Below are 25,571 nucleotides of genomic sequence, written 5' to 3'. Positions count from 1 at the left end.
TTCGGGTCGGGAGCTCAGGACGACAGGGCCGGCTCGGGCCTCCCCAAGGCCGGAGCCACACCGCCCAGAGGACCGTCCGCCGCCGCCCATCCGGTCAGGCCCGGGTCTGCTCCACCGGCTCGGCCCGTTCGGCCAGACGCGCGGCATCGTCATAGGCGCGGATCGCGTCGGAGGGCGAGGCGCGGCGGCGGGCTGCGGCCTGAGGAAAGCCGTCCCGGACGGCGATAAGCTGGGCGAGGAAGTCGGCGCGGCGGTCGAGCCGGGCCGTGCAGGCCGCGACCGGCTCGACCCGCCGGACCGGTGTGCCGATTTCGGACATCACCGGGACAATGGCGAGGCGCGTGCCTGCCGATATCTGTCCGGCTGGTGCGATCATGGTCGGCCTCCGTGCCGAAATGAGACACAATGACGTCATGTGTCAACATCTTGGCAAGGAATGGGCCGATCGGCAGCCAGCGCGGCGGCGAGGCGTTAAATCCAATTTTAGGGTTACCCCGCGATAAGGATCGCTTGATCGTTCGCCGGGATCCCAGAGTCCGTCATGTTCGAGTTGTCCCAGGCCGGAACCCAGGATGGGCCGGCCTTGCGTCCCCTGCCCGGCCGCGCTCCGATCGACCCGCGCTCCCTCCTCACCGCCATCGCCGAGGTGGTCTATGACTGGGCCATCGATACCGACCGGCTGACCTGGGGGCCGAATGTCGGGGAGGTGCTCAAGTTGCCCGTGGACGGCGCACCGGCCACCGGCGAGGGCTTCGCCCGGCTGCTCGACCCGGACGCGGCCAGCAGCCGCTTCGAGGCCCTCGTCCATGCCGACGGCCACGACGAGGGAGAGGGTGTCGCCTACCAGATCCACTATGCCCTGCTGCCGCACCGGCGCAACCGCGACTTCCGGCTGTGGATCGAGGAAACCGGCCGCTGGTTCGCCGGCCCGACCGGGCGGCCGCAGCGCGCACACGGCGTGATGCGGGTGATCGACGCACGCCACGCCGTCGAGCCGGGCGCGTCGTCGATGCCGCGCAGTGGCGACCTCGCCGGGCCGATGAGCCGGCCGCAACTGATGCGGGCCCTCGCCGAGGCGATCGTCGAGGCCCAGCGCCAGCGCCATGCGACGGCCTTCCTGCTGGCCGGCCTCGACAGCCCCGGCACGGCCGAGGCCGCGCGCGACCCGGCCGTCGCCGACGAGGCGATGGCCATGGCGATCCGGCGCATCCGGGCGCATCTGCACGGCGGCGACGTCCTCGGGCGAGTGTCGACCAACACGCTCGGCATCGTGCTCAGCCGCTGCGAGGCGTCCGACCTGCCGGTCGCCGCGCGGCGCTTTATCGACGCGGTCGCCGGGCTGCGGATCGCGACGCGGGTCGGACCGGCACCGCTGCGCATCTCGGCCGGCGGCGTCCTGGCGCCGCGGCAGGCGGAGACAGCTGCCGAGGCCGTGAACCGGGCCCAGCAGGCGCTCGACCGCTGCCGCACCGGCGGCCACGGCTTCCTCGCCTTCTCCGCCGTGGCGGCGCGGGCGGAGGACGGCTTTGCCGACGAGGTCCTCGCGGCGCTCAACGACCGACGCATCGTGCTGGCCATGGAGCCGGCCCTCCAGGCGACGAACCGCCGGCCCGCCTTCCATGTCTGCCGTCCGTGCCTGCAACGGCCCGACGGCACGCTCGTGCCCGTCCGTCCGACCCCGGACCTCGCGACGCTGGTGCACCACCGCGTGACGGAGCTGGCGACGGACGAACTCAGACGCAACGCCGATATCCGGCTGGTGCTGGACCTGCCGGTGGACACGGATCCCGGCTGGCTCCGCGCCTTCGCCGTCATGCTGCACCAGCACCGGGCCGCGCAGCGCCTCACCGTCATCGTCGACGAGCGCGACGTGGCCGCGGATCCGCGGACCGCGGACCGGCTGTTCGGCGAATTGAAGGAGCGCGGCGTCCGGATCGGCATCGGCGGCTTCGGCGCCGGCCACCTGCCGCCGCAACGCCTGCGCAGTCTCGGTGCCGACAGGGTCGGGATCGACGGCGCCTTCGTCCAGGCCATGACGCGGTCGGCGGATGATCGCTTTCTCGTCCGTACCCTGATCGGCCTTGCCCACGATCTCGGCCTGGAGGTCGCGGCGGACTGGGTGTCGGACGAGACGACGGCGGCACAGCTTGCCGCGTGGGGCTGCGACTACCTTCAGGGATCCGTGGCCGCACAGGCTGTCCCGGCCCGGCCCGGCCGCGCGGCCGGCCGCCCCGTCCCGAAGCGGCCGTCTGTCGCTTCCAGATAAGTCGGCGCGCCCTGGAGCGTCTCAAATCTGCTCGATTCCGCTGAAATACGACATATGGTGCTAGTCTATGTCGTATTTAAGCCAGATCATTCCGCACAATGTCGGACGATGGCGGCTATCGGTCGCGCCGGTCGCAACAGAACGACATGAATGTCGCGTTGAGGCCAGTCGAACCGGTCATGCTCTGACTTTGTCATCGAAGGGGAACCGATGAACATCAGGCCGGATGTGGGCGCGACCCACACAGTCGGGTTTTTGCTGACACCCAACTTCTCCATGATCGCCTTCACCTCGGCCGTCGAGGTGCTGCGCCTTACCAACTACGTCACCGGCGCCCGAACCTTCGCCTGGCGGCTCTACTCGCCGGACGGCCAGCCGATCGAGGCCTCCAACGGCGTCGCGGTGTCGGTGAACGGCGCCTATGCCGATGTCGGCCCCATGCCGGAGATCATCGTCTGCTCGGGCCTCGACGTGCAGAAATACGACCACGGCCCGCTGATCGCCAAGCTGCGCAAGCTCGCCTTCTACGGCGTCTCGATCGGCGCGGTGTGCACCGGCACCTATGTGCTGGCCAAGGCCGGCCTGCTCAACGGCCATCGCTGCGCCATCCACTGGGAGAACTATGACAGCTTCCGCGAGGAGTTCCCGGACATCGAGGCGACGCAGGAACTGTTCGAGATCGACCGCAACCGCTTCACCTGCGCCGGCGGCACCGCATCCATCGACATGATGCTGGCGCTGATCACCGCCAAGAAGGGCGCGGTGATCGCCGCCCTCGTCACCGACGAGCTGATCCATCACCGCATGCGCGACAGCCACGAGCGCCAGCGCATGGAGCTGCGCGCCCGTCTCGGCGTGTCCCACCCCAAGCTGCTGGCGGTGATCGGCGAGATGGACAAGCGCCTGGAGCGACCGGTCTCATGCGCCCAGCTCGCCCGCACCGTGCGCCTGTCGCCGCGCCAGCTCGAACGGCTGTTCCAGCGCTACCTCGATACGACGCCCACCCGCTACTACCTGGAAATGCGCCTCAACCGGGCCCGGCAGCTGCTGCGCCAGACCTCGATGCCGATCCTGTCGGTGGGCCTGGCCTGCGGCTTCGTCTCGGCCTCGCATTTCTCCAAGTGCTACAGCGAGCATTTCGACCGCACGCCCTCCGAGGAGCGCAAGGGCATGCGCATCGAGCGCAACGTCGCCACCGCCGTGGCGTGATGCCGCAGCGCAGCATTCCGGTGCGGGCCCTGTCTCGGCCCGCTCCGGAAAAACTTCGGAAATCAAGGCGATAGACTGGCCAGCCGGGAAGGGACGCCGGGCCGCCAATCGTTTGCGGCGTGCGGACCGGCACAGCCATTCATGAAAAATAAGTGTAAACGGCCTATGACCATCCGGTCAGAACCCGTTCGCCGGCTCTCCCATGTTTCCGTCCCTGATCATCGAAGTCATCGGCTCCGTCGCCGCGTGCCTGAGCACGTTCTGCTGGGTGCCCCAGGCCCTGCGCGCCCTGAAGACCCGCGACACCAAGTCGATCTCGCTGGTCATGCAGCTGATGCTCACCGCCGGCGTCCTGCTCTGGTTCGTCTACGGCGTGGCGCTGCATTCCTGGCCGCTGATGCTGTCGAACGCCGTGTCGCTGCTGTTCGTCGGTGCGATCCTCGGCATGAAGATCCGCTACGGCTGAGGCCGTCAGGTTCCCAGCAGCCCGGCGGCGATGTTGACCACCAGCGCCAGCACCGTGGCGTTGAAGAAGAAGGCGAAGGTGGCGTGCGCCGTGACGATGCGGCGCATCAGCTTGCTGCGCACATTGGTGTCGGAGGTCTGCGACGTCGCGCCGATGCTGACGGTGAAATAGACGAAATCCCAGAAGTCCGGATCCTCGTCGGGACCGCCGAAGTCGAGCGGCGGCCGCTCCGAACGCGACGCGGTCAGGTAGAAGACGTGGGCGTAGTGGATCGAGAACATCATCTGCACGAAGAACCACGAGCAGACCACCGTCGCCAGGGTCAGCGCGAGATGCAGGCTGCGTATTTCCGGCGGAACCGACTGCATGCCGGCAAGGACGACGACGACGGCGACGAAGCTGGCCGCGGCGCCGATCCCGGCCAGGACCAGGATGGCGACGGCGCTGTTGTCGAGGACGGCCGCCCGCCGCTCCCGCTCGGCGCGGCTGTGGCCGGTCATCTGCGAAGGCACGACGAGGACGAACAGGAAGGTCGCCACGCACCAGGCGATCAGGCAACGCATGACCGGCGGCAGGCTCGCCGGCAGCAGGAGCACCACCAGCAAGCCGACCCCGACCATGCTGAACAGCACGGGCCGGTGCCGGATGAAGCCGGGCAGCAGTCTCACCGGCTTCTCCTCGCGGTGAACAATGCGGCCTCGCGCAGCCCGTCGGCCTCGGGCCCGAAGGATGCGAGCGCCGCCACGGCCTGCGCCGCGAGGGCGTCGCGCTCCGCCCGCGCCGCCTCGATGCCGAGCGCGCCGACCAGCGTGCCCTTGCCGCGCGCGGCATCCTTGCCCGTCGCCTTGCCCAACGCATCGGGCGAGGCTTCGACGTCGAGGATGTCGTCGGCGACCTGGAAGGCGGCGCCGAGCGCCCTGCCATAGGTCCGCAGCGCCGTCCGCGTCTCGAGCCCGGCTCCGCCGATGATCGCGCCCATCTCGACGGCGCAGGCCAGGATGGCGCCGGTCTTCATCGCCTGCAACTCGCGGATGGCGTCGGCGTCCAACGCCTTCGGGCCGCCCTCGTCGAACCGTCCCTCGGCGTCGAGGTCGAGCATCTGGCCGCCGGCCATGCCGGCCATGCCGGCGGCGCGGGCGAGGGCCAGCACCAGCGCCGAGCGGATGGCGGGATCGGGGTGGATCGACGGGTCGGCCAGGGTCTCGAAAGCGAGCGTCTGCAGGGCGTCGCCGACCAGGATCGCCGTCGCCTCGTCATAGGCGCAGTGCACGGTCGGCTTGCCGCGCCGCAAGGCGTCGTCGTCCATGGCCGGCAGGTCGTCATGCACCAGGCTGTAGACGTGCAGCAGCTCGATCGCGGCGCCGGCCTGCAGCGCCGCGTCGGCGTCGCCGCCGGTGACGTGGGCAGTCTCGACCGTCAGGAAGGGCCGCAGCCGCTTGCCGCCGCCAAGCGCCGCATAGCGCATGGCGGCCAGCAGGCGCGGCGGCGTGGCCGGATCGGTCGCGACATGGAGGATGGTATCGAGCGCCGTCTCGACATCGCGGGCAACGGCGGCCAGTCGGTGTTGGAAATCGGACATGGTCTCAGATGTAGGCGATTGCCGGCAAACCCGATAGGGCCGGGCTCGTGATCACCCACAATAATGGCAGCTTTGCCGCGCGCCACCGGCCTCGCGCGCGACGGGGAAGACGGGCGCCGCCATCCGGAAGCGGCGGCCGGGGTGGCCGCCGCTTCCGGGGATATCAGGCCATGTTCTGGCCGCCGTTCACCGAGATGGTCGAACCGGTGATGAAGCCGGCGTCGTCCGAGGCCAGGAACACCACGCAGCGCGCCACCTCCTCCGGCAGGCCGAGGCGGCCGACGGGAATCTGCGGCAGGATGCGGGTCTTCAGCACGGTCTCGTCGATCGCCGCCACCATCTCCGTCCCGATATAGCCGGGGCAGATGGCGTTGGCGGTGACGTTCTTGGCCGCGCCTTCCAGGGCCAGCGCCTTGACGAAGCCGATGTCGCCGGCCTTGGCGGAGGAGTAGTTCACCTGGCCCATCTGACCCTTCTGGCCGTTGATCGAGGAGATGACGATGATGCGCCCGAAGGAGCGGTTGCGCATGCCCTCGATCACCGGGCGGGTCATGTTGAACAGGCTGTCGAGGTTGGTGCGGATGACCGAGGACCACTGGTCCTTGGTCATCTTGTGCAGGAAGCCGTCACGGGTGATGCCGGCATTGTTGACCAGGATGTCGATCGGCCCGAGATCCTTCTCCACCCGCGCCACGCCGGCGGCGCAGGCATCGAAATCACCCACGTCCCATTTGTAGGCGGGAATGCCGGTCTCGGCGGTGAAGCGGTTCGCCGCCTCGTCATTGCCGGCATAGCTGGCGGCGACGGTGACGCCGGACGCCTTGAGCGCCTTGGAAATGGCCGCGCCGATACCCCGTGTACCGCCGGTGACGATTGCTACCCTGCTCATGGAATCCCCTATGTTGACGCCGCTCGATGCGGTCTGGTTGAGAGCTTTGGAGGTGCCGCGCGGATGTGCCTGCGTGGGACGGACCGGGTCGAACCGGCCGGCCCGCTCGCCGGGGGCCGAACCGGATTCGGCAGGAGCGCCTAGCGCTCCACCGCCAGGGCCACGCCCATGCCGCCGCCGATGCACAGCGTGGCGAGGCCCTTCTTGGCGTCGCGCCGGCCCATCTCGTGCAGCAGCGTCACCAGCACGCGCGCGCCGGACGCGCCGATCGGATGACCGATGGCGATGGCGCCGCCATTGACGTTGACGATCGCCGGATCCCAGCCCATGTCCTTGTTGACGGCGAGGGCCTGGGCGGCAAAGGCCTCGTTGGCCTCGACCAGGTCGAGGTCCTTGACCTTCCAGCCCGCCTTCTCCAGCGCCTTGCGCGAGGCGGGGATCGGCCCGGTGCCCATCACCGCCGGATCGACACCCGCCGTCGCCCAGGACGCGATCCGCGCCAGCGGGGTGAGGCCGCGGCGCGCCGCTTCCTCTGCGGTCATCAGCACCAGGGCGGCGGCGCCGTCGTTGATGCCGGAGGCGTTGCCCGCCGTCACCGTCCCGTCCTTGGAGAAGGCCGGGCGGAGCTTGGCCATGGCCTCGAGCGTGGCGCCGTGGCGCGGATATTCGTCGACCTCGACGATGACGTCGCCCTTGCGGCCCGGCACCGTCACCGGGACGATCTCGTCGTTGAAGCGGCCGGCCTTCTGCGCCGCCTCGGCCTTGTTCTGCGAGGCGACGGCGAAGGCGTCCTGCTCCTCGCGCGACAGCTGCCAGCGGGCGGCGACGTTCTCGGCCGTCGTGCCCATGTGGTAGCCGTGGAAAGCGTCGGTCAGGCCGTCCTTGATCATGGAGTCGATGAACTTCATGTCGCCCATCTTGGTGCCGGCGCGCAGATGCGCGACATGCGGGGCGAGCGACATCGATTCCTGGCCGCCGGCGACGATGATGGCCGCGTCGCCGTTGGCGATCTGCTGCAGGCCGAGCGCCACCGCGCGCAGGCCCGAGCCGCAGAGCTGGTTGAGGGCCCAGGCCGTCTTCTCCTGCGGCACGCCGGCTGCCATCGCCGCCTGGCGGGCCGGGTTCTGGCCCTGGCCGGCCGAGAGCACCTGGCCCAGGATCACCTCGTCGACCTCGGCGGCCTCCACCCTGGCGCGGCTGAGCGCCGCCTTGATCGCAGTCGCGCCCAGGTCATGCGCCGGCGTGTTGGCGAAGGCGCCGTTGAACGAACCGACGGGGGTGCGGGCAGCGCTGACGATGACGATATCCGACATAGGGCCTCTCCCTGGCGTGGGGCCGCCTGCGGCGGCGCTTTCGCGAACCATATGGCGCGAGGCCGGCGACGGCGTCAATGCATCCCGAACGGGATCGGTGAATTGCGCCCAAGGGGAAGGTCAAGGAAAAACCACGCGATGTCAGGATCTTGCCAGACAAGTTTCCGACTGCCCGCGTCCAGCTTCGGTCGTTCCGCGGCACCTGCCCGGCCGTCGTGGGCGGGCGGAATCCCTTGCCCGTCCTCGCGGCTGCACAAAGGTGTTTTCGCGTCCGCGAAATGCGCTTAGTCTGACCTAATGACAAAGGCCCGGCCGGGAAGCGGGCCGTTCGGGTGGGAGAGGGCTGGTTGCATGGCCAAGGCGGACGAGCCGACGACGATCAAGAAATACGCCAACAGGCGCCTCTACAACACCGGCACATCGACTTATGTGACGCTCGAGGATCTCGGTGCCATGGTCAAGGCCGGCGAGGATTTCGTGGTCTTCGACGCCAAGACCAACGAGGACATCACCCGCCAGGTGCTGACGCAGATCATCTTCGAGCAGGAGAGCAAGGGCCAGAACCTGCTGCCGATCCAGTTCCTGCGTCAGCTCATCCGCTTCTACGGCGATTCCATCCAATCCCTGGTGCCCAGCTTCCTGGAATTCTCGCTCGAGAACCTGGTGCGCGACCAGCAGAAGCTGCGCGAGCAGATGACCCAGCAGATGGCCGCCGGCTGGTCGCAGGCGCCCTGGGCCAACGGCAAGTTCGGCTCCATGGAGGAGCAGGCCCGCAACAACATGGCCATGTTCGAACGGGCGTTCCGGATGTTCTCGCCCTTCGCGCACATGTCCGGCGACAAGGCCGCGGCCGGCGGCGAGGCGGCGCCCAAGCCCAAGAGCGAGGATCTCGACGAGCTGAAGAAAGAGCTCGCCGAGATGAAGAACCGGATCGACAGGCTGAGCGAACCCAAGCGCTGAAGGGGGCGAGGGCAGGCCGAGGCTTCCCGTCGCATTGCGACAAATCGGCTGTCGTTTCCGTGCTAGACGCGCAGGGGGTGCGACGCCGATAGTCGCGGCGACGCATGGCCCGGACGCGGGCGGCAACTCCAGCGACGGGCGGCTCATCCCTTGCGGTTCTCGTTTCTCTCCCTGGCGCGCAACGCGCTGACCGGCAACCGGAACTGGCCGGCGCAATGGCGCTCGCCCGATCCCAAGCCCGCCTATGACGCCGTGATCATCGGCGCCGGCGGGCACGGCCTGGCCACCGCCTACTACATGGCGGCCGAGCACGGCATGCGGAACATCGCCGTCGTGGAAAGGGGCTGGCTCGGCGGCGGCAACACCGGGCGCAACACCACCATCATCCGCTCCAACTACCTGTGGGAAGAGAGCGGCAAGCTCTACGACCATGCGCTGAAGCTGTGGCAGGATCTCTCCCAGGTCCTCAACTACAACGTCATGTATTCGGCGCGCGGCGTCATGATGCTGGCGCACAACGTGCACGACGTGCAGGTGACCAAGCGCCATGTCCATGCCAACCGGCTGGCCGGCATCGACAATGAATGGCTGACGCCGGAGCAGGCGAAGGACTTCTGCCCGATCCTCAATATCTCCAGGGACATCCGCTACCCGATCATGGGCGCGGCGCTGCAGCGTCGCGGCGGTGTCGCCCGGCATGACGCGGTCGCCTGGGGCTATGCCCGCGCCGCCGACGCCCTCGGCGTCGACATCATCCAGAACTGCGAGGTCACCGGCATCCGGCGCGACGCATCCGGCGCGGTCTCCGGCGTGGAGACGACACGCGGCACGATCGCCACCAAGAAGGTCGGCGTGGTCGCGGCCGGCCACACTTCCGTCGTCATGGCCATGGCCGGCGTGCGCATGCCGCTGGAAAGCTACCCGCTGCAGGCCCTGGTGTCCGAGCCGCTGAAGCCGATCATGCCCTGCGTGGTGATGTCGAACACCATTCACGCCTACATGTCGCAATCGGACAAGGGCGACCTCGTCATCGGCGCCGGCACCGACCAGTACGTCTCCTATTCGCAGACCGGCGGCCTGCACATCGCCCAGCACACGCTCGACGCGATCTGCGAGCTGTTCCCGGTGGTGCGGCGCGTCAGGATGATGCGCAACTGGGGCGGCATCGTCGACACCACCGCCGACCGCTCGCCGATCATCGGCAAGACGCCGGTGCCGGGCCTGTTCGTCAATTGCGGCTGGGGCACCGGCGGCTTCAAGGCGACGCCCGGCTCGGGCCATGTCTTCGCCCACACGGTGGCGACCGGGGAGCCGCATCCGATCGCCGCGCCTTTCTGCCTCGACCGCTTCCGCACCGGGCGCCTGATCGACGAGGCGGCCGCAGCCGCCGTGGCGCATTGAGGACGACGCCATGCTGCTGATCGCCTGCCCCTATTGCGGGGACCGCCCCGAACTGGAGTTCCGCAACATGGGCGAAGCCCATATCGCGCGGCCCGCCTTCTCCGACAGCGTGTCCGACGAGGACTGGGCCGAGTTCCTCTATATCCGCACCAATCCCAAGGGCCTGGTCGCCGAGCGCTGGCGGCACGTGCACGGCTGCGCCCGCTTCTTCAACGCGGTGCGCCACACCGTCACCGACAAGTTCGTCACCACCTACAAGGTCGACGACCCCAGGCCCGACCTCGCGGTCCTGGCCGCCGAACTGCAGGCCCGGGAGGCGGCGCGATGAGCACGACCTTCCGCACCGCCGCCGGCGGCCGCATCGACCGCGCCAAGCCGCTGCGCTTCACCTTCGACGGCGTCGCCTATCAGGGCGTGCGGGGCGACACGCTCGCCTCGGCGCTGATCGCCAACGGCGTCCACCTCGTCGGCCGCTCGTTCAAGTACCATCGCCCGCGCGGCATCATGGCCGCCGGGTCGGAGGAGGCGAACGCGATCGTCACGGTGATCCGCGACGCCGGGCGCACCACGCCCAACCTCCGGGCCGGGCAGGTCGAGCTCTATGACGGGCTGGTGGCCGAAAGCCAGAACCGCTGGCCATCGCTCAAGCTCGACGTCGGCGCCGTGAACGGACTGTTCTCGCCCTTCCTCGCCTCCGGCTTCTACTACAAGACCTTCATGTGGCCGCGGGAGTTCTGGAAGACGGTCTACGAACCGAAGATCCGTGCCGCCGCCGGCTTCGGCAAGGCGCCGACCGAAGCCGACCCGGACCGCTACCAGAACCGCTTCGCCCATGTCGACGTGCTGGTCATCGGCTCCGGCCCCGCCGGGCTGGCGGCGACCGTGGCGGCGGCCGAGGCCGGCGCCAGCGTCATCCTGTGCGACGAGCAGGCCGAGCTCGGCGGCTCGCTCCTCGCCGAGACGCGCGCCACGATCGAGGGCCGGCTGGCGCGCGACTGGGCGACCGACGTCATCATGTCGCTGGCCCTGAAGGACAAGGTGCGGCTCCTGCCGCGCACCACGGCCTTCGGCTGGTACTCGCACAATTTCGTCGCCCTGGCCGAGCGCATCACCGACCATCAGGCCGCGCCCGACGCCCGGCTGCCGCGCGAGCGGCTCTGGCAGGTGCGGGCCCGGCAGGTGGTGATCGCCGCCGGCGCCATCGAGCGGCCCTTGGTGTTCCCCGAGAACGACCGGCCCGGGATCATGCTGGCGGATGCGGCGCGCACCTTCGTCAACCGCTACGGCGCCCTGCCCGGCCAGCGGGCCGTGGTGTTCACGGCCTGCGATTCGGCCTATCGCGCCGCGCTCGACCTCAAGGCCGCCGGCGGCGAGGTGGCGCTGATCGCCGACCTCAGGCCCGAGGGCGGCGCCCTGGTCGAGGAAGCGCGGGCGGCCGGCATCCGGGTCGAGACCGGCATGACCGTCACCGGAACCGGCGGGCGGCTCAGGGTCTCCTCCGTGCGGCTCTCCAGGATCGTCGGCGGCAAGGCGGCCGGCCGGGAGACGGTCTCCTGCGACCTCGTGCTGATGTCGGGCGGCTGGACGCCGTCCGTCCACCTGTTCTCGCAGTCGCGCGGCAAGCTCGCCTTCGACGAGGCCTCGCAGAACTTCCTGCCCGGCCGCTCGCATGACGCGGAACGCTCGGCCGGTGCCTGCCGCGGCGTGTTCGAGTTCGGCGCGGTGATCGACGACGGCTTCGCCGCCGGCCACGCCGCCGCCCGCGAGGCCGGTGCCACCGGCGGCGCGCTGAAGACCTTCTCGGTGGCCGATGCCACGCTGCCCGCCGGCGCCTGCACCGGCGCGACGCCGCATGACCGCAATGCTTCGCGCGTGAAGGCTTTCGTCGACTTCCAGCACGACGTCACCGCCAAGGACATCAAGCTGGCGACGCGCGAGGGCTTCCGGTCGATCGAGCACGTCAAGCGCTACACCACCACCGGCATGGCGACCGACCAGGGCAAGACCTCCAACCTCAACGCCCTGGCGATCGCCGCCCAGGCGATCGAGGCGCCGGTGCCGAAGGTCGGCCTCACCACCTTCCGGCCGCCCTACACGCCGACCACCTTCGGCCTGTTCGCCGGCACCTCGCGCGGGGACCTGTTCGACCCCGTGCGCAAGACCGCGATCCACGACTGGGCCGCCGAGCAGGGCGCGACGTTCGAGGATGTCGGGCTGTGGAAGCGCGCCTGGTATTTCAGCCGCGGCGCCGAGACCATGCACGAGGCGGTCAACCGCGAATGCCGCACCGTGCGTACGGCCTGCGGCGTCTTCGACGCCTCCACCCTCGGCAAGATCGAGGTGGTGGGGCCGGATGCGGCGGAATTCATGCACCGCATCTATGTCAACCCGTTCCTGAAGCTGGAGCCGGGGCGGCTGCGCTACGGCATCATGACCCGCGACGACGGCTTCGTGTACGACGACGGCGTGGTCGGCCGCATGGCGCCGGATCGCTTCCACGTCACCACCACCACCGGCGGGGCGCCGCGCGTGCTCAGCCACATGGAGGACTATCTCCAGACCGAGTGGACCGACCTCAAGGTCTGGCTGACCTCGACCACGGAGCAATGGGCCGTCATCGCCGTGCAGGGGCCGCGGGCGCGCGAGGCGATCGCACCGCTGGTCGAGGGCATCGACGTGTCGAAGGCGGCGATGCCGCACATGTCGGTGCGCGAGGGGCGGATCTGCGGCGTGCCGACCCGCCTGTTCCGCATGAGCTTCACCGGCGAGCTCGGCTTCGAGATCAACGTGCCCGCCGCCTATGGCCGGGCCGTCTGGGAGGCGGTCCATGCCGAGGTGACGCGCCAGGGCGGCTGCGCCTATGGCACCGAGGCCATGCACGTGCTGCGCGCCGAGAAGGGCTACATCATCGTCGGGCAGGACACGGACGGCACGCTGACGCCGGACGAGGCGGGCGTCGGCTGGGCCGTCGGCAAGACCAAGGCCGACTTCGTCGGCAAGCGCGGCCTGATGCGGCCCGACCTCAAGGCGGAAGACCGCAAGCAGCTGGTCGGCCTGCTGACCGTCGATTCCAAGACCGTGCTGGAGGAGGGCGCGCAGATCGTCCCCGCCGCGACGCCGGCCCTCGGCGAGCATGCGCACGGCCACGTCACCTCTTCCTACTGGAGCGAGGCGCTGGGCCGCTCGATCGCCCTCGCCAACCTGGAGCGCGGCCGCGCCCGCATGGGCGAGACCGTCTATATCCCGATGCCGGACGGCGCAGTCGCGGCCGTGGTCGCCGATCCGGTGTTCGTCGACAAGGAAGGGACGCGGCTCGATGCCTGACCTCGCCATCCGCCGCGAGCCGCTCGACGGCGTCGCGCCGATCACCGCCCGCAGCCGGCTGACCATCGAGGCCCTGCCGCCGGCAACGCGCCTCGTCCTGCGCGGACCGGCGAGCGCCGCCGCCGCGATCGGCACCGCCTTCGGCCTCGCCTTGCCCACGGCGATCAACACGGCCGCGACCGACACCGTCAAGGCGGCGCTGATGCTCGGCCCCGACGAGTGGCTGCTGATCGCTCCGGCGGATGCCGCAGCCGACCTCGCCGCCGTGATCGCCGCCGGCGTCGGCGAGCCGCACTCCCTGGTCGACGCCAGCCATCGCAACACGGCGATCGGCGTCTCCGGCGCATTGGCAGTGGAGGTGCTGAATTCGGGCGTGATGCTCGATCTCGACCCAGCCGCCTTCCCGGTCGGCATGGCCACGCGCACCCTGTTCGCCAAGGCCGAGATCGTGCTGTGGCGGACCGGCGCCGACGCGTTCCGCATCGAGGTCTGGCGATCCTTCGCCGGCTATCTCCACGGATTGCTGGCGGATGCGGCCCGCGAACACGTGAAGGAGTAGGGACCGCCCCAGGCCTGCCTTGGCCGCACCGCGGGCCGCCGCCGGGACGGAAGCGGCGGCAGAACGGAGCGCGGGAGCCTTCTCCGACTCCAATCTCGGATGTTCCCGAGATTGGCATGCAAGAGAGCAAGTCGGAAACATCCGACTTGCGCGGGGAAGGCCTTTTTTGCGCCTCGTCCTGGCCCCGACAGGCCGGGTTTTGGACAAGGTCGGGCTTCAGTATTCCTGGCGCGTCGGCGTGATCGTCAGCTCCTGCAGCAGCACGTTCTGCGGCATCTGGTAGGCGAACAGGATGGTGTTGGCGACGTCCTCGGCGCTGATGCCGCCGACCTTTTCCTTGCCGGACACCCAGAAGTCGCGCGCCTCGGCGTTCTTCATGCTGCCGGGGATGTCGGTCTCGGTCAGGCCGGGTGAAACCACGACGACGCGCACGTCGTACGGCGCCATGTTGCGCCGCGCGCCCTCGCTGACGGCATGGACGAAGAACTTCGTGCCGCAATAGACGTCGTGATAGGGGTAGGACTTGCGCCCGGCAATCGAGGAGATGTTGATGATGGTACCGTGCCGGCGCTGCTTCATCGCCGGCATCACCGCATGCATGCCGTTGAGCACGCCGACGCAGTTGATGTCGATCACGTCGCGCCACTCTTCCGGATCCTGATCCTCCAGCTTGGCGAGCGGGGCGATGCCGGCATTGTTGACCAGGCAATCGACCGGCCCATGCGCGGCCTCGCCCTTGGCGATCGCCGCCTCGACGGCGGCCCGATCGCGCACGTCTGCGGCGATGCAGACCGATTGCGGCAGGCCGAGCGCTTCCAGGAGCTCGACCCGGCGCGCCAGCAGCAGCAGCGGGTGTCCCGCCTTCGAGAAAGCCTGCGCGGTCGCCTTGCCGATGCCGGCGCTGGCGCCCGTGATCATCACCAACGGTTTGCTGCTCATTGTCCTCTCCCTCGTCGAGCGGTTCGCTGTCGCCCTTGCCACCTGAAACTTTGTCTCACCCATATTACATCTGTCAATCGTGTGGCGGCTTGCGCGCCGGCGCTCGACCCGCTTTTCTGGCAGCCGGAGGAGTCCCATGCAATTTGCCAGTGACAATTGGGCCGGCGCCAGCCCGCGGGTCCGCGATGCCCTGATACGGGCCTGCGAGGGCGTCGCGCCCGCCTATGGTCAGGATGAGACCACGGCTGCGCTGAGCGCCCGGCTTTCGCAGATCTTCGAACGGGAGGTCGCCGTCTTCCTCACGCCGACCGGCACGGCGACCAACGCCCTGGCCCTGGCGGCGCTGTGCCCGTCGAACGGGGCGGTGCTGGCGCATGAGGAAGCGCATGTCGTCGGCGACGAGCTCGGCGCAGTCGAGTTCTACGGCCAAGGCTCCCGCCTGATCGGCATGCCCGGCGTCGCCGGCAAGATCCGGCCCGACGCCATCGACGCCGCCTATGCCCGCCTGCCCTCGGCGGGCTCGCGCCAGCCCGCTCCCGCCGCCATCACGGTGACGCAGGCCGGCGAATGCGGCGGGGTCTACACGCTCGACGAGCTCACCGCGCTGGCCCGTGCCGCCAAGGCGCGGGGCCTGGCGGTGCACATGGACGGGGCGCGCTTCGCCAATGCCGTCGCCTCGCTCGGCTGCACGCCGGCCGAGACCACGTGGAAGGCCGGTGTCGACGTCCTCTCCTTCGGCGGCACCAAGAATGGCGCCCTGATGGCGGAGGCCGTGCTGTTCTTCGACAAGGATCGCGCCGCCGACTTCGACTGGCGGCGTCGGCGCGGCGGCCATGTCGTGTCGAAGGCGCGGCTGATCTCGGCGCAGTTTCTGGCGCTGCTGGAAGACGGGCACTGGCTCGAACTCGCCGGCCACGCCAACGCCATGGCGGCGCGGCTGGCGCAGGGCCTCGCCGCCGCCGGCCACCGCATTCCCTGGCCGGCCGATGCCAACGAGGTCTTTCCGGTGCTGCCGCGCCCGGTGATCGCGCGTCTGCGCGACCGCGGCGCCGCATTCTACGAATGGCCGACGCAGAGCCTGGCGCCGTCCGACGTGCCCGGGGAGGCCGAAGCCCTGGTGCGGCTGGTGACATCCTTCGCCACCACGCCGGCCGAGGTGGACCGCTTCCTCGACATCGCCGCCGAGCCCGCGGGATGACCGCGGCGGCCACCGCGGTCAGAGCCAGCCCATCAGCTCGCGGTCGACCACGTGGCGCAGCACCGCCATGCCCTCCTCCGTGTCGTTCAGGCAGGGCAGGTAGGCGAACTTCTCGCCGCCATTGTCCTGGAAGATCTCGCGGTTCTCGACGCCGAGCTCCTCCAGCGTCTCCAGGCAATCGGCGACGAAGCCGGGCGCGACGATGGCAAGGCGCCTGACGCCCGACTTGGCCAGCCCCTCGACCGTCTCGTCGGTGTAGGGTTTCAGCCATTCCTCCGAGCCGAAGCGCGACTGGAACGTGATCTTCAACCGTTCCGGGGCAAGTCCCAGCGCCTCGCGCAGCAGCGTCCCGGTCTTCATCGCGAAGCAGTAGTAGGGGTCGCCGGCCAGGAGATAGGATTTCGGCACTCCGTGGAAGGAGGCCAGGATCACCTCCGGCTCGAAGTCGAGGGCGGCGAGGCTCTTGCGCACCGAGGCGGCAAGGGCCCCGATATAGACGGGGTCGTCGTGCCAGTGCGGCGCGATTCGCACCGCCGGCTGCCAGCGCAGGGTCTTGAGATGGTCGAAGGCCTTGTCGCAGACGGTGGCCGTGGTGGCAGCGGCGTATTGTGGATAGAGCGGCACGATCAGGATGCGGTCGCAGCCCTGCGCCCTGAGGCCGTCGATGCGGCTGGCGATCGAGGGGTTGCCGTAGCGCATGGCAAAATCGACGACCAGGCGGTTGGAGCGGCCGGCGAGCGCGGCGGCCAGCTTCTGCGTCTGCGCCTGCGTGATCAGCAGGAGCGGCGAGGCGTTCTTCTCCTTGTCCCAGATCGAGGCGTATTTGGCACCGCTGCGCGAGGGACGCGTCGACAGGATGATCAGGTTGAGCAGCGGCCACCACAGCAGCCGCGGCACCTCGATCACCCGGCGGTCGGACAGGAATTCCTTGAGGTAGCGGCGCATCGGCCAGTAGCCGGTGCCGTCGGGCGTGCCGAGATTGACCAGCAGCACGCCGATGCGGCCGGAAAGGACGGGCGGATGATCAGCGGGCTTGGTGTCCGGTCCGGCGGCTTTGTCGTGCATCAGGTCCTCGTGCGTCAGCGGCGATATAGGGCGTGTGATCAGACATGTTTTGGGGCGAGACGCAGCGATTTTGGCCGAGTGGAAGGAGCGCGAGGACGCAAGCCTTACGGCTTGCTACGACGCGCGACGCGCCAATCGGCCAAAAGCGCCGCGCCGCGAAGCGGTGAGGTGAAAAATGGCCATCTGCCGCGTCCCGTCGCTCGCCAAGGCATCAGCCTTGGCGTCGACGTCGCAAGCCGAAGGCTTGCGACAGCGCGACTTGCACCTGGCCATTTTTGACCTCATCTCGCTCCAAACCATGTCTGATCACACGCCCTAGCCCCTCTGAGCCGGCCGATCAAATCACGCGATCCTGAGAGCGACACTCTTGCGAGGCATGGCTTTGCCTGCTTATCCTGTCGCCATGAGTACCGACGCCATCGAGATCCGCCTCGCACGTCCGGACGATGCAGGCGCCATCGCAGAGGTCCACGACCTTGCATGGCGGCATGCCTATCGCGGCGTGATTCCCGGCCCCGAGCTCGAGCGCATGGTCGAACGGCGCGGGGCAAAGTGGTGGAAGAACGCCATCGACCGCAAGACGCGCATCGTCGTGCTGTCGTTCGGCGGCGTCGTCGCCGGCTACGCGACCTATGGCCGCAACCGCGCCGTCGGCCTGCCCTTCCAGGGCGAGATCTTCGAGCTCTATCTCAGGCCGGAATACCAGGGGCTGGGCTTCGGCCGCCGGCTGTTCACCGCCGTGCGGCGCGATCTCGCCGGCCACGCGGTGAAGAGCATCGTGATCTGGGCGCTGGCGGACAATGAAGGCGCCTGCGGCTTCTACAAGCGCCTGGGCGGCGAACCGGTGGACACCACCGTGGAGCGCTTCGGCGACACCCGCTTGCAGAAGATCGCCTTCGGCTGGCCGGCCGCGGCCTGAACGGTTCTTCCGATCATTCCGATTGAATCGACGGACGGTTGCGCCTAAGCGTTCGGCCGTTCAAAATCGGCTTTTACCGCTCGATCTAGCCAGGGGGACCGTCTCTTTATGCGTATCGACGCCATTTCCATCGGCCGCAACCCGCCGCACGAAGTCAACGTCATCGTCGAGGTGCCGGTCGGCGGCGAGCCCATCAAGTACGAGATGGACAAGGAAGCCGGGACGCTGGTCGTCGACCGTTTCCTCTACACCTCGATGCGCTATCCCGGCAATTACGGCTTCGTGCCGCACACCCTGTCCGACGACGGCGACCCGATCGACGTGCTGATCGCCAACCAGCGCGGCATCGTGCCCGGCGCGGTGATGGCGGTCAGGCCGGTCGGCGTGCTCAAGATGGAGGACGAGGCCGGCGGCGACGAGAAGATCGTCGCCGTGCCGGTGCCGCGCCTGACGCGCCGCTACGAGAACGTGCACAACTACACCGACCTGCCCGAGATCACCCGCCAGCAGATCGAGCACTTCTTCGAGCACTACAAGGACCTGGAAAAGAAGAAGTGGGTGAAGGTCACCGGCTGGGGCGACGCCAAGGAAGCCGAAGCCATGATCCTGGCTGCGATCGAGCGCTACAAGACCAGCAAGGGCTGAAGTCCCGCCCGGGGAGCCGTTCCGCAGGGACGCGAAAGCCTGGTCCCGCAAGCCGGAGTTGTCCGGCTTGCCCTCGATCCGTGCCGATCCCGGAGCCGCCGAGACCGGCGGCGGGCGAGGTCGCGACACGACGGGGTGGCGGTCCGCGCGGCTCGTCCGGTCAGGCGGCCAGGCTCTGCAGCGCCACGTTCGCCCCGCAAAGCAGCACGCCGACCCGCTCGTCCGGCTTCGGCCGGTAGGCGCCGGCGAGAAGGGCGCCGAGCGCGGCCGCGCCCCCCGGCTCGGCGGCGACGCGGATGTCACGCCAGAGCAGGCGCTGCGCCTCGACGATGGCTTCGTCCGGGGTCAGCACCACGCGGTCGAGGCAGCGCTGCGCCACCTCCAGCACGCGCGGGCCGCAGTTGCGGGCGCCGAGGGAATCGGCGGCGACGCTCTCCACCGTCACATCGACCGGATGGCCGGCGGCCAGCGCCGCGTTGAGGCAGCGCGAGCCTTCCGGCTCGACGCCGACGACGCGCACGCGCCGGTCGAACCAGGCAGCCACGCCGGCCACCAGCCCGCCGCCGCCGACGGCGACCAGCACCGTGTCGAGGTCCGGCGCCTGCTCCTCCCATTCGAGGCCGAGCGTGCCCTGGCCGGCGATCGTGGCCCAGGCATCGTAGGGGTGGACGGTCAGGGCGCCGGTCTCGGCGGCATAGGCGTCGCAGGCGGCCTGCGCGTCGGCATAGCGCTCGCCGCCGATGACGAGCTCGGCGCCGCGCTCGCGGATCGCGGCGATCTTGGCCGGGCTGGAGATCACCGGCACGAAGATGCGCGAGGGATGGCCGAGGGCCCGGGCGGCATGCGCCACGGCGATGCCGTGATTGCCGCCCGAGGCCGCGGCGATGCCGGCCGCGGGCACGGGCTGCGACAGGAGCGTGTTGAACGCGCCGCGCGGCTTGAACGAACCCGCATGCTGCAGAAACTCCAGCTTCAGGCAGACGGGGCGGTCGAGGCCGAATGCGCCGGCCTGCGTCTCGAGGATGGGGGTACGGCGGACATGCGGGCGGATGCGCGCCTGCGCGACGCGGATATCGTCTGGACTGATCATGGGGACCTCGGCTGATGGTCCTGCCTGCCACAGCCTCGCCCGAACCGCCACTGCTTTCGGTGGTCAGCGGGCGGCGGAGCGCTCCAGCGCGGCGCCGAGCATGACGCCCGGGCAGCCCTGCTCGATCTTCTGCACCAGCACCGCGAAGGCGTCGGCGCCCGGCGCAGCCACATCGGCCCGGCTCAGGGCCAAAGTCAGCGGCACGCCGGAATAATCGCCGATCTTGCGCATGCCGCGGACGACATTGGCGTAGGTCGCGGTGGTGCCGCTGTTCTCGCCGCGCGCGATGACCACACGGGCGCTGCTCTCGATCGGCACCAGCCAGACCTCGCCATGACCGGCGCCGGCCCCGACCGAAACGGAATAGCCCTCCCCGGTCGCGCTGACCGCGACCGGGACCGACAGGGCCCTGGTCGCGGTCTCGGTCATCGCCTTCTCGATCGCGGTCCGGTCCGAACCGACGCCGTGCGTCAGGCCATTGATGACGACCTGCGGCGTATAGATGTCGCGGTCGCCGCGCCCTCGGGCATAGGCGCGCTGGCGGACGCTGAAGTCGCGTCGGGCGAGCGTATCCTTCCAGCCGAGATAGTCCCAATAGTCGACCGGCCAGGACAGGGTGACGAGGCTGGGGTCGCGCGCCCATTCGGCCGCCAGCTTGTCGGCCGGCGGGCAGGAGGAGCAACCCTGGCTGGTGAAGAGCTCCACCACGGCACGCGGCTGCGCTGCGGTGGCGGTGGCCGTGGCGGCGAGGAGGAGCGAAAGGGCGAGGCGGCGCATGGGCTGGGTCCGATCCGGGCAAGGCATTTCGGTCGGCGCCCATCGGCCGCCCGGACATCCTGCAGACAACATCACGGCTTCCGGCCGGCGCGCGGGGCCGATTCCCGGTTCGCGCAATCCCGCTGAGGCTCGTCGGCGACGAGCAATAGCCGGTGTCGCGTTCGGGGGCGAGTCACGCTGCGGCGAGCAGCCGTCAAGACGGCGTGATCGCCGGCGACCTGCCGGCTTGCGGGACGTCCGCGCGGGACTGCGCAGCACGGAAGGCCCGGCCCTTCGCAAACACCGTGCCGGCCCCACGCACCGGGGCCGCGAGCCCTTGTAGAAAACAAGGCCATCCTGTGCCAGGATGTGGTATGGTCAAGCGTTCTGCCGGGTTGACGCAAACGTGCCATTCGGCGAATCTGGGCAATCGTCTCCGCTCGACGAGGATCGTTCGTCCTATTCTCGCGCCGCCGTTTCGAAGATCACAGCGATGACGCCTCCGGGGAGAGTCATGTCCGAATCGTCCGACGACAAGCCCACGGCCGGCCCGGAACGATATTTCGAGATCACCATCGACAACCTGCCGGAAATCACGGCCTGCTACGGTATCGAGCTTGCCCGGCTGGTGCGCAGTTCCGTCCGCGAGCGAGCCCGGGCCTGGTGCAGCCGCCATGGCCGCCTGATCGGCGACCGCGACGACGGTTTCCTCATCCTCGTCCATGGCACGGGTCTCGATCCGGCCCGTGACGCCGGCCTCGCGGAGGCCCTGCTGCGTGTCCTGGGCCAGACGCCGGTCTCCTCTCCCGACGGCCTGGTGCTCCCGGTCCTTTCCCTGACGATCGTGGCGCCCGAGGACGATCTCGCCGGCGTGATTCGCCTCTCGTCCTCTCCCAGCCCCCGCCCGGGGGACTTCTCGCCGAGCATCCAGCAGCAGCGCATCCGCTACATGGAGGACATGGCCAGCGCCGCCGCCGTGTCGCGCGCCATGGAGGAGGGACGCCTGCGCCTGGTGCTGCAGCCGATCATCGGCGGCTTCGCCCTCGGGCAGATCCTGTATCATGAATGCCTGCTGCGCATGACCGATCCCAGCGGCATGACGCTGATGCCCGGCCGGTTCCTGCCGGCGCTGGAGCGTCTCGGCCTGGTGCGAGGCCTGGATCAATGGGTGCTCGGGCAGGCCATCGACATCCTGCAGGCCAATCCCGGCTTCCGGCTGGGCTGCAACATCTCCGCACAGAGCGCCACCGTCGACGGCTGGTGGAGCAACACCCTGGCGCGGCTGGAGGCCGCCCCCGACCTTGCCTCCCGCCTGACGGTCGAGATCACCGAAACCGCGCCGCTGCCGGACGCTGCGACGGCGCAGGCCTTCTTCGATGCGATGCGGGCGCTCGGCTGCCGGGTCGCCATCGACGATTTCGGCGCCGCCGCCCACTCCCTGGCGGTGACGGCCGGACTGCGGCCCGACATCATCAAGATCGATGCGGTGTTCGTGCGCACGGCCAAGACGGACGCCCGCGACGCGCGCTTCCTGGCGCATCTCGTCGGCCTCGGCGCCAGCATCGCCGACCATGTCGTGATCGAGGGCATCGAGTCCGACCAGGACCTGCAGGGCGCCATGTCGGCCGGCACCGTCTGGGTGCAGGGCTTCCATGTCGGCGTACCGTGCGAGGCCGGCTTCGCCACCATGATGCACTGACCGGGCGGTCCCGGCCTGGACCGGCCCCGGCTTTCCCCGACGATCGGCAGGGCAGCCCGACGGACCGCCCGCGATGCGACGCCTGTCCGCAGGCTGCGACGGATGGCCTCGGCGCTTCCCGACCGGCCTGCGGTCGCCTACGATAGTCCCGTCATGACAGCCCAATCCCAATTGACGGACCGGCCCGACCATCCGGCCTCGATCGCCCGGCGCGTCCGTAATTTCGTCACGCGGCACCGGCCGAGCCTCCAGGATCTCGGGCTGCTGCTCGCCGTCATGCTGGTGCTCGCCTATGTCGCCTTCGAAATCGACATCTTCATCTCCCGGCACGCGGCGCCGTCATCGGAGAAGACCGTCGACCTCGACGAAGCGCTGCTGCTCGGCGGCGTCCTCGCCGTCGGCCTGCTCCTCTTCGCCGTGCGCCGCTATGTCGACCAGAAGCGGGAGATCGGCCGGCGGATCGCGGCCGAGCAGCAGGCCCGCAAGCTCGCCTACCAGGATCCCCTGACCGGGCTCGCCAACCGGCGTCAGTTCGAGGAGGCGCTGCGGGTGGCGGCCGCCTCCCCGCCCAGCGCCGGCGCCAGCCACGCCGTGCTGCTGCTTGATCTCAACGGCTTCAAGCAGATCAACGACACCTATGGCCACGGCATCGGCGACGAGGTGCTGGTCGTCGTCGCCCAGCGGCTGCTGCGCGCCGTGCGCGAGGGCGATCTCGTCGCCCGCCTCGGCGGCGACGAGTTCATCGTCCTCGCCCGGCACCTGCTCGGCCCCGAGGCGGCGAGCAACATCGCTCTCAGGATCATCCAGGGCCTGGCCGAGCCGATCGTCACCGGCTCGTCGCGCCACGACGTCGACACCGGCATCGGCATCGCCCTGATGCCGCTCGATGCGCGCACCGCCGAGGAGGCGGTCCGCAAGGCGGACGTGGCGCTCTATCGCGCCAAGGCCGAACGGCGCTCGGCCTTCCGCTTCTTCGAGGAGGAAATGGACCGGCTGGTGCGTGACCGCGAGCGGCTCGAACGCGACCTGCGCCAGGCGATCGAGCTCGACCGGATCGAGCCGCGCTTCCGTCCGACCTTCGACCTGAAGACCGGCGCGGTGTCGGGCTTCGAAGTGATCCCGGCCTGGATCCCGCCCGGTGCGGCCGAGGTGCCGCCCGAGCGCTTCCTGCCTGTGGCCGAGAAAGCGGGCCTGATCCACGCCCTGGCCCGCCGCGTGATGGAACGGGCCTGCAGCACGGCGCTGCGCTGGCCGGCCGGCGTCACCCTGGCGATGAACGTCTTTCCCGGCCAGTTGAAGGACCCGACCCTCGGGGCGGGCATCCTCGCCGTGCTCGCCGCGACCGGCCTGCCGCCGGCACGCCTGGAGATCGAGATCAGCGAGAACATGATCGTCCAGGACCTCGACGCCGCCAAGGCGGTGCTCGGCCCGCTGCGCCGGGCGGGGGTGCGGATCGCCCTCGACAATTTCGGCACCGGCTATTCCAGCCTCTACCACATGCAGGCGTTCAAGCTCGACAAAGTCAAGATCGACCGACGCCTGGTCGAGAACATGGGCCAGGAGGAGGCAGCCCGGATCGTCCGCGCCCTCGCCGGCCTCGGCCAGGGCCTCGGCCTGACCGTGAGCGCCGAAGGCGCCGGCGCCTCCGAGCACGGCGCCTCGCTGCTGAGCTCCGGCGTCGCCGAGGGACAGTCGTCGGAGGAAGCGCTGACGGCCGAGGAGACGCGCGGGTTCTTCACGGCGGCGTAAGGGAGGGCGGCTCGGGCAGTTCCGCCCCACCCTCTTCGACCGAAGCCAGCCGGGTCGGCCCCGGCCTTCGTCCGGCGAGCCCTTGCGCCGAACGGCTGCGCAATGGCAGCGACCGGCTTCAGAGCAGGATCGGCGGTCCTGCCGGCGTCCGGGGCCCCCAGAGCGAGGACACCGTGGCTTCGCCCGGCATCGGGAACCCCGCCCGCGGATGCCGGCGGCATCGCGCGGTCGGGGAAGGGCCCTGCGTCAGAAGTGAACGCCGAGGCTCATGAACGGGCCGTACTCGGTCATCTTGTACAGGAAATTGTCCTTGTCATAGTCGGTGTAGAGCACCCGGAAGCCCAACGCGGTCGAAATGTTCTTCGTCCACATGTAGCCGACCGTCGCAAAGCCCTGCGTCGTGAACTTGGAGCCGACCCCGAAGCCGCCGATATCAGCGGCCGCATTGATGAACCACCGATCGTTGATGTCGTAGTGCATGAACAGGCCGATGGTCGGGTCGACCCAGCTCTTGGTGCCTTCCCGGCTGATCGAAGCCGGCACCTGGGCGGGATCGAAATCGACTTCAGCGGTCAGATGGTTGTATCGCACACCCGCCGTGGCGTTCAGCTGCAGGCTCGGGACACCGAGAGGCAACGCGTAGCCGACGACGCCGGAGACGATCGCCTGCTTCTGCTCGAACCTGACCGAGCCGCCGAACCGGCCGACGTCGATCCGGTCGGAGACCTTGGCCCAGATCAGGTCGGTCAGCACCATCCACTGGCCGTTCGTGGCATAGAACGACCCCATCACGGCGCCGTCGAGATTCTTCAGGATGTCGGCGAAACTGAGGTCGACGCTGGCCGTCGGAAGGTTGCGGATGCCGACATCGCCATTCATTGATGTCGCCCAGCCATAGAGCGTCAGCTGGTAGTGCCAATCGTTGACCGCCGCCACCGGCTGCGGCTCGGGTGCCTGCGTCAGGTCGGCGGCGGCTGCCGGAAGCGAACCGCACAACGCCGCGACCACAGTCGCCAGGCAAGCGAGATGACGCGCCCTCATTTCCTCAGTCCCCTCGAGCCGCCCCGTTCCCCAAGACGATTCTCGAACGATCGACGGCATGCGAGACTAGTCCGAATGGCGGGAGCGGTTCTATCCCTCGCAATGGAATTGGAGTTTTTACTCAGGATGCGTGTTCGGAAAGCGACAGTTCCCCGGCGAATTGACGCGACAAGACGCCTGACCGATCATACGCACCCGGGGCGGGCCGTCTTGCCGGCTGGCAGGGCAGCCGGGCGAAGACGCGCCTGCCGCGGGGGGTGACGCGTCGAACCTGCCCGTCGATGAGCTGGCTGGCGGAAACGGCGGATGAGGGATTTGGCGGCAGGCTGAGAGGCTGCCTTCGGAGCAGCGATCTTCCCGAACCATTCCAAAGATTTTCCTGACGGTATCGGCAGAGTGGTCCGATTTCTCCAAAGATGCCCGGGAACGTCTCCCTGCGCCTGCACCTCAAAACTGCGGCCTGCGACGAAGACTCTCTCGCAAAGCTGATTGTCGTCTGAAACC

General features: G+C 69.3%; 23 protein-coding genes. 13 read left to right on the top strand and 10 right to left on the bottom strand.

The window, feature by feature from the left end; genetic code table 11:
* Window positions 1-94: 94 nt before the first annotated feature.
* Window positions 95-376, bottom strand: a complete 282-nt coding sequence (locus AC27L4_RS17540; protein WP_487143516.1) for a hypothetical protein — start codon at window positions 374-376, stop codon at window positions 95-97.
* A gap of 165 nt (window positions 377-541) precedes the next feature.
* Between AC27L4_RS17540 and AC27L4_RS17535 the strand changes: the two genes are divergently transcribed.
* From AC27L4_RS17535 to AC27L4_RS17525, 3 genes are all read left to right on the top strand, one after another.
* On the top strand, window positions 542-2,266 hold the full coding sequence (locus AC27L4_RS17535; protein WP_487143515.1) for an EAL domain-containing protein: 1,725 nt from the start codon (window positions 542-544) through the stop codon (window positions 2,264-2,266).
* Window positions 2,267-2,476: 210 nt separating this feature from the next.
* Window positions 2,477-3,475: a GlxA family transcriptional regulator gene (locus tag AC27L4_RS17530; protein ID WP_487143514.1), complete on the top strand. Its 999-nt coding sequence runs from the start codon at window positions 2,477-2,479 to the stop codon at window positions 3,473-3,475.
* 202 nt (window positions 3,476-3,677) lie between these two features.
* Window positions 3,678-3,941, top strand: a complete 264-nt coding sequence (locus AC27L4_RS17525) for a SemiSWEET transporter (protein ID WP_487143513.1) — start codon at window positions 3,678-3,680, stop codon at window positions 3,939-3,941.
* A gap of 5 nt (window positions 3,942-3,946) precedes the next feature.
* On the opposite strand, the gene AC27L4_RS17520 is transcribed toward AC27L4_RS17525, so the two are convergent.
* From AC27L4_RS17520 to AC27L4_RS17505, 4 genes are all read right to left on the bottom strand, one after another.
* Complete coding sequence (locus AC27L4_RS17520) at window positions 3,947-4,609, bottom strand: DUF1345 domain-containing protein (RefSeq protein ID WP_487143512.1); 663 nt, start codon at window positions 4,607-4,609, stop codon at window positions 3,947-3,949.
* Window positions 4,606-5,520, bottom strand: a complete 915-nt coding sequence (locus AC27L4_RS17515; protein ID WP_487143511.1) for a polyprenyl synthetase family protein — start codon at window positions 5,518-5,520, stop codon at window positions 4,606-4,608. The genes AC27L4_RS17520 and AC27L4_RS17515 overlap by 4 nt, the downstream gene beginning before the upstream one ends.
* A 163-nt stretch (window positions 5,521-5,683) precedes the next feature.
* Window positions 5,684-6,409 (bottom strand): acetoacetyl-CoA reductase, encoded by a 726-nt coding sequence (gene phbB / locus AC27L4_RS17510; protein WP_487143510.1) that lies wholly within the window; start codon window positions 6,407-6,409, stop codon window positions 5,684-5,686.
* Window positions 6,410-6,549: 140 nt separating this feature from the next.
* The gene (locus AC27L4_RS17505) at window positions 6,550-7,722 is read right to left on the bottom strand and encodes an acetyl-CoA C-acetyltransferase (protein WP_487143509.1); all 1,173 of its coding nucleotides are present in this window, start codon (window positions 7,720-7,722) and stop codon (window positions 6,550-6,552) included.
* Between the two features lie 351 nt (window positions 7,723-8,073).
* Between AC27L4_RS17505 and phaR the strand changes: the two genes are divergently transcribed.
* The 5 genes from phaR to AC27L4_RS17480 all read left to right on the top strand — a co-directional run bounded on the left by phaR (window position 8,074) and on the right by AC27L4_RS17480 (window position 13,966).
* Window positions 8,074-8,682 (top strand): polyhydroxyalkanoate synthesis repressor PhaR, encoded by a 609-nt coding sequence (phaR, locus tag AC27L4_RS17500; RefSeq protein ID WP_487143508.1) that lies wholly within the window; start codon window positions 8,074-8,076, stop codon window positions 8,680-8,682.
* Between the two features lie 150 nt (window positions 8,683-8,832).
* Window positions 8,833-10,083, top strand: a complete 1,251-nt coding sequence (locus tag AC27L4_RS17495) for a sarcosine oxidase subunit beta family protein (RefSeq protein ID WP_487143507.1) — start codon at window positions 8,833-8,835, stop codon at window positions 10,081-10,083.
* 10 nt (window positions 10,084-10,093) lie between these two features.
* A complete protein-coding gene (locus AC27L4_RS17490; RefSeq protein WP_487143506.1) occupies window positions 10,094-10,411 on the top strand; it encodes a sarcosine oxidase subunit delta in 318 nt (105 codons plus the stop codon).
* A complete protein-coding gene (locus tag AC27L4_RS17485) occupies window positions 10,408-13,407 on the top strand; it encodes a sarcosine oxidase subunit alpha family protein (RefSeq protein WP_487143505.1) in 3,000 nt (999 codons plus the stop codon). The genes AC27L4_RS17490 and AC27L4_RS17485 overlap by 4 nt, the downstream gene beginning before the upstream one ends.
* On the top strand, window positions 13,400-13,966 hold the full coding sequence (locus AC27L4_RS17480) for a sarcosine oxidase subunit gamma (protein WP_487143504.1): 567 nt from the start codon (window positions 13,400-13,402) through the stop codon (window positions 13,964-13,966). The genes AC27L4_RS17485 and AC27L4_RS17480 overlap by 8 nt, the downstream gene beginning before the upstream one ends.
* A 216-nt stretch (window positions 13,967-14,182) precedes the next feature.
* Here AC27L4_RS17480 and AC27L4_RS17475 read toward each other — a convergent pair whose 3' ends face one another.
* Complete coding sequence (locus AC27L4_RS17475; RefSeq protein ID WP_487143503.1) at window positions 14,183-14,905, bottom strand: SDR family oxidoreductase; 723 nt, start codon at window positions 14,903-14,905, stop codon at window positions 14,183-14,185.
* 136 nt (window positions 14,906-15,041) lie between these two features.
* Between AC27L4_RS17475 and AC27L4_RS17470 the strand changes: the two genes are divergently transcribed.
* Window positions 15,042-16,103, top strand: a complete 1,062-nt coding sequence (locus AC27L4_RS17470; protein ID WP_487143502.1) for a threonine aldolase family protein — start codon at window positions 15,042-15,044, stop codon at window positions 16,101-16,103.
* 18 nt (window positions 16,104-16,121) lie between these two features.
* Here AC27L4_RS17470 and hemH read toward each other — a convergent pair whose 3' ends face one another.
* Window positions 16,122-17,168 carry a ferrochelatase gene (gene hemH, locus AC27L4_RS17465; protein WP_487143501.1) on the bottom strand — a complete coding sequence of 349 codons (1,047 nt, stop codon included), beginning with the start codon at window positions 17,166-17,168 and terminating at the stop codon, window positions 16,122-16,124.
* Window positions 17,169-17,571: 403 nt separating this feature from the next.
* On the opposite strand from hemH, the gene AC27L4_RS17460 reads away from it, so the two are divergent.
* Together AC27L4_RS17460 and ppa are read left to right on the top strand one after the other, a co-directional pair.
* Entirely contained in the window at window positions 17,572-18,087 is a 516-nt protein-coding gene (locus AC27L4_RS17460) for a GNAT family N-acetyltransferase (RefSeq protein ID WP_487143500.1), read from the top strand.
* 108 nt (window positions 18,088-18,195) lie between these two features.
* Window positions 18,196-18,732 carry an inorganic diphosphatase gene (gene ppa / locus AC27L4_RS17455; protein WP_487143499.1) on the top strand — a complete coding sequence of 179 codons (537 nt, stop codon included), beginning with the start codon at window positions 18,196-18,198 and terminating at the stop codon, window positions 18,730-18,732.
* Between the two features lie 160 nt (window positions 18,733-18,892).
* On the opposite strand, the gene AC27L4_RS17450 is transcribed toward ppa, so the two are convergent.
* Both AC27L4_RS17450 and AC27L4_RS17445 read right to left on the bottom strand, forming a co-directional pair.
* Entirely contained in the window at window positions 18,893-19,822 is a 930-nt protein-coding gene (locus AC27L4_RS17450) for a serine/threonine dehydratase (RefSeq protein ID WP_487143498.1), read from the bottom strand.
* Window positions 19,823-19,885: 63 nt separating this feature from the next.
* Window positions 19,886-20,599, bottom strand: a complete 714-nt coding sequence (locus AC27L4_RS17445; RefSeq protein ID WP_487143497.1) for a DUF1223 domain-containing protein — start codon at window positions 20,597-20,599, stop codon at window positions 19,886-19,888.
* A 493-nt stretch (window positions 20,600-21,092) separates the two neighbouring features.
* Between AC27L4_RS17445 and AC27L4_RS17440 the strand changes: the two genes are divergently transcribed.
* Together AC27L4_RS17440 and AC27L4_RS17435 are read left to right on the top strand one after the other, a co-directional pair.
* A complete protein-coding gene (locus AC27L4_RS17440; RefSeq protein ID WP_487143496.1) occupies window positions 21,093-22,277 on the top strand; it encodes an EAL domain-containing protein in 1,185 nt (394 codons plus the stop codon).
* Window positions 22,278-22,430: 153 nt separating this feature from the next.
* Window positions 22,431-24,026 carry a putative bifunctional diguanylate cyclase/phosphodiesterase gene (locus AC27L4_RS17435; RefSeq protein WP_487143495.1) on the top strand — a complete coding sequence of 532 codons (1,596 nt, stop codon included), beginning with the start codon at window positions 22,431-22,433 and terminating at the stop codon, window positions 24,024-24,026.
* A gap of 246 nt (window positions 24,027-24,272) precedes the next feature.
* Here AC27L4_RS17435 and AC27L4_RS17430 read toward each other — a convergent pair whose 3' ends face one another.
* Window positions 24,273-25,127, bottom strand: a complete 855-nt coding sequence (locus AC27L4_RS17430; protein WP_487143494.1) for a hypothetical protein — start codon at window positions 25,125-25,127, stop codon at window positions 24,273-24,275.
* Window positions 25,128-25,571: the final 444 nt, after the last annotated feature.

This window comes from Labrys sp. Lb11, assembly GCF_057554225.1.
This window is presented reverse-complemented; position numbering and strand designations above follow the sequence as displayed.

Excerpts from the sequence above, each read along its gene's own strand:
- AC27L4_RS17540 (WP_487143516.1), bottom strand. The coding sequence starts at position 376 with ATGATCGCACCAGCCGGACAGATATCGGCAGGCACGCGCCTCGCCATT.
- AC27L4_RS17535 (WP_487143515.1), top strand. The coding sequence starts at position 542 with ATGTTCGAGTTGTCCCAGGCCGGAACCCAGGATGGGCCGGCCTTGCGT.
- AC27L4_RS17530 (WP_487143514.1), top strand. The coding sequence starts at position 2,477 with ATGAACATCAGGCCGGATGTGGGCGCGACCCACACAGTCGGGTTTTTG.
- AC27L4_RS17525 (WP_487143513.1), top strand. The coding sequence starts at position 3,678 with ATGTTTCCGTCCCTGATCATCGAAGTCATCGGCTCCGTCGCCGCGTGC.
- AC27L4_RS17515 (WP_487143511.1), bottom strand. The coding sequence starts at position 5,520 with ATGTCCGATTTCCAACACCGACTGGCCGCCGTTGCCCGCGATGTCGAG.
- phbB (WP_487143510.1), bottom strand. The coding sequence starts at position 6,409 with ATGAGCAGGGTAGCAATCGTCACCGGCGGTACACGGGGTATCGGCGCG.
- AC27L4_RS17505 (WP_487143509.1), bottom strand. The coding sequence starts at position 7,722 with ATGTCGGATATCGTCATCGTCAGCGCTGCCCGCACCCCCGTCGGTTCG.
- phaR (WP_487143508.1), top strand. The coding sequence starts at position 8,074 with ATGGCCAAGGCGGACGAGCCGACGACGATCAAGAAATACGCCAACAGG.
- AC27L4_RS17490 (WP_487143506.1), top strand. The coding sequence starts at position 10,094 with ATGCTGCTGATCGCCTGCCCCTATTGCGGGGACCGCCCCGAACTGGAG.
- AC27L4_RS17485 (WP_487143505.1), top strand. The coding sequence starts at position 10,408 with ATGAGCACGACCTTCCGCACCGCCGCCGGCGGCCGCATCGACCGCGCC.
- AC27L4_RS17480 (WP_487143504.1), top strand. The coding sequence starts at position 13,400 with ATGCCTGACCTCGCCATCCGCCGCGAGCCGCTCGACGGCGTCGCGCCG.
- AC27L4_RS17475 (WP_487143503.1), bottom strand. The coding sequence starts at position 14,905 with ATGAGCAGCAAACCGTTGGTGATGATCACGGGCGCCAGCGCCGGCATC.
- AC27L4_RS17470 (WP_487143502.1), top strand. The coding sequence starts at position 15,042 with ATGCAATTTGCCAGTGACAATTGGGCCGGCGCCAGCCCGCGGGTCCGC.
- hemH (WP_487143501.1), bottom strand. The coding sequence starts at position 17,168 with ATGCACGACAAAGCCGCCGGACCGGACACCAAGCCCGCTGATCATCCG.
- AC27L4_RS17460 (WP_487143500.1), top strand. The coding sequence starts at position 17,572 with ATGAGTACCGACGCCATCGAGATCCGCCTCGCACGTCCGGACGATGCA.
- ppa (WP_487143499.1), top strand. The coding sequence starts at position 18,196 with ATGCGTATCGACGCCATTTCCATCGGCCGCAACCCGCCGCACGAAGTC.
- AC27L4_RS17450 (WP_487143498.1), bottom strand. The coding sequence starts at position 19,822 with ATGATCAGTCCAGACGATATCCGCGTCGCGCAGGCGCGCATCCGCCCG.
- AC27L4_RS17445 (WP_487143497.1), bottom strand. The coding sequence starts at position 20,599 with ATGCGCCGCCTCGCCCTTTCGCTCCTCCTCGCCGCCACGGCCACCGCC.
- AC27L4_RS17440 (WP_487143496.1), top strand. The coding sequence starts at position 21,093 with ATGTCCGAATCGTCCGACGACAAGCCCACGGCCGGCCCGGAACGATAT.
- AC27L4_RS17435 (WP_487143495.1), top strand. The coding sequence starts at position 22,431 with ATGACAGCCCAATCCCAATTGACGGACCGGCCCGACCATCCGGCCTCG.
- AC27L4_RS17430 (WP_487143494.1), bottom strand. The coding sequence starts at position 25,127 with ATGCCGTCGATCGTTCGAGAATCGTCTTGGGGAACGGGGCGGCTCGAG.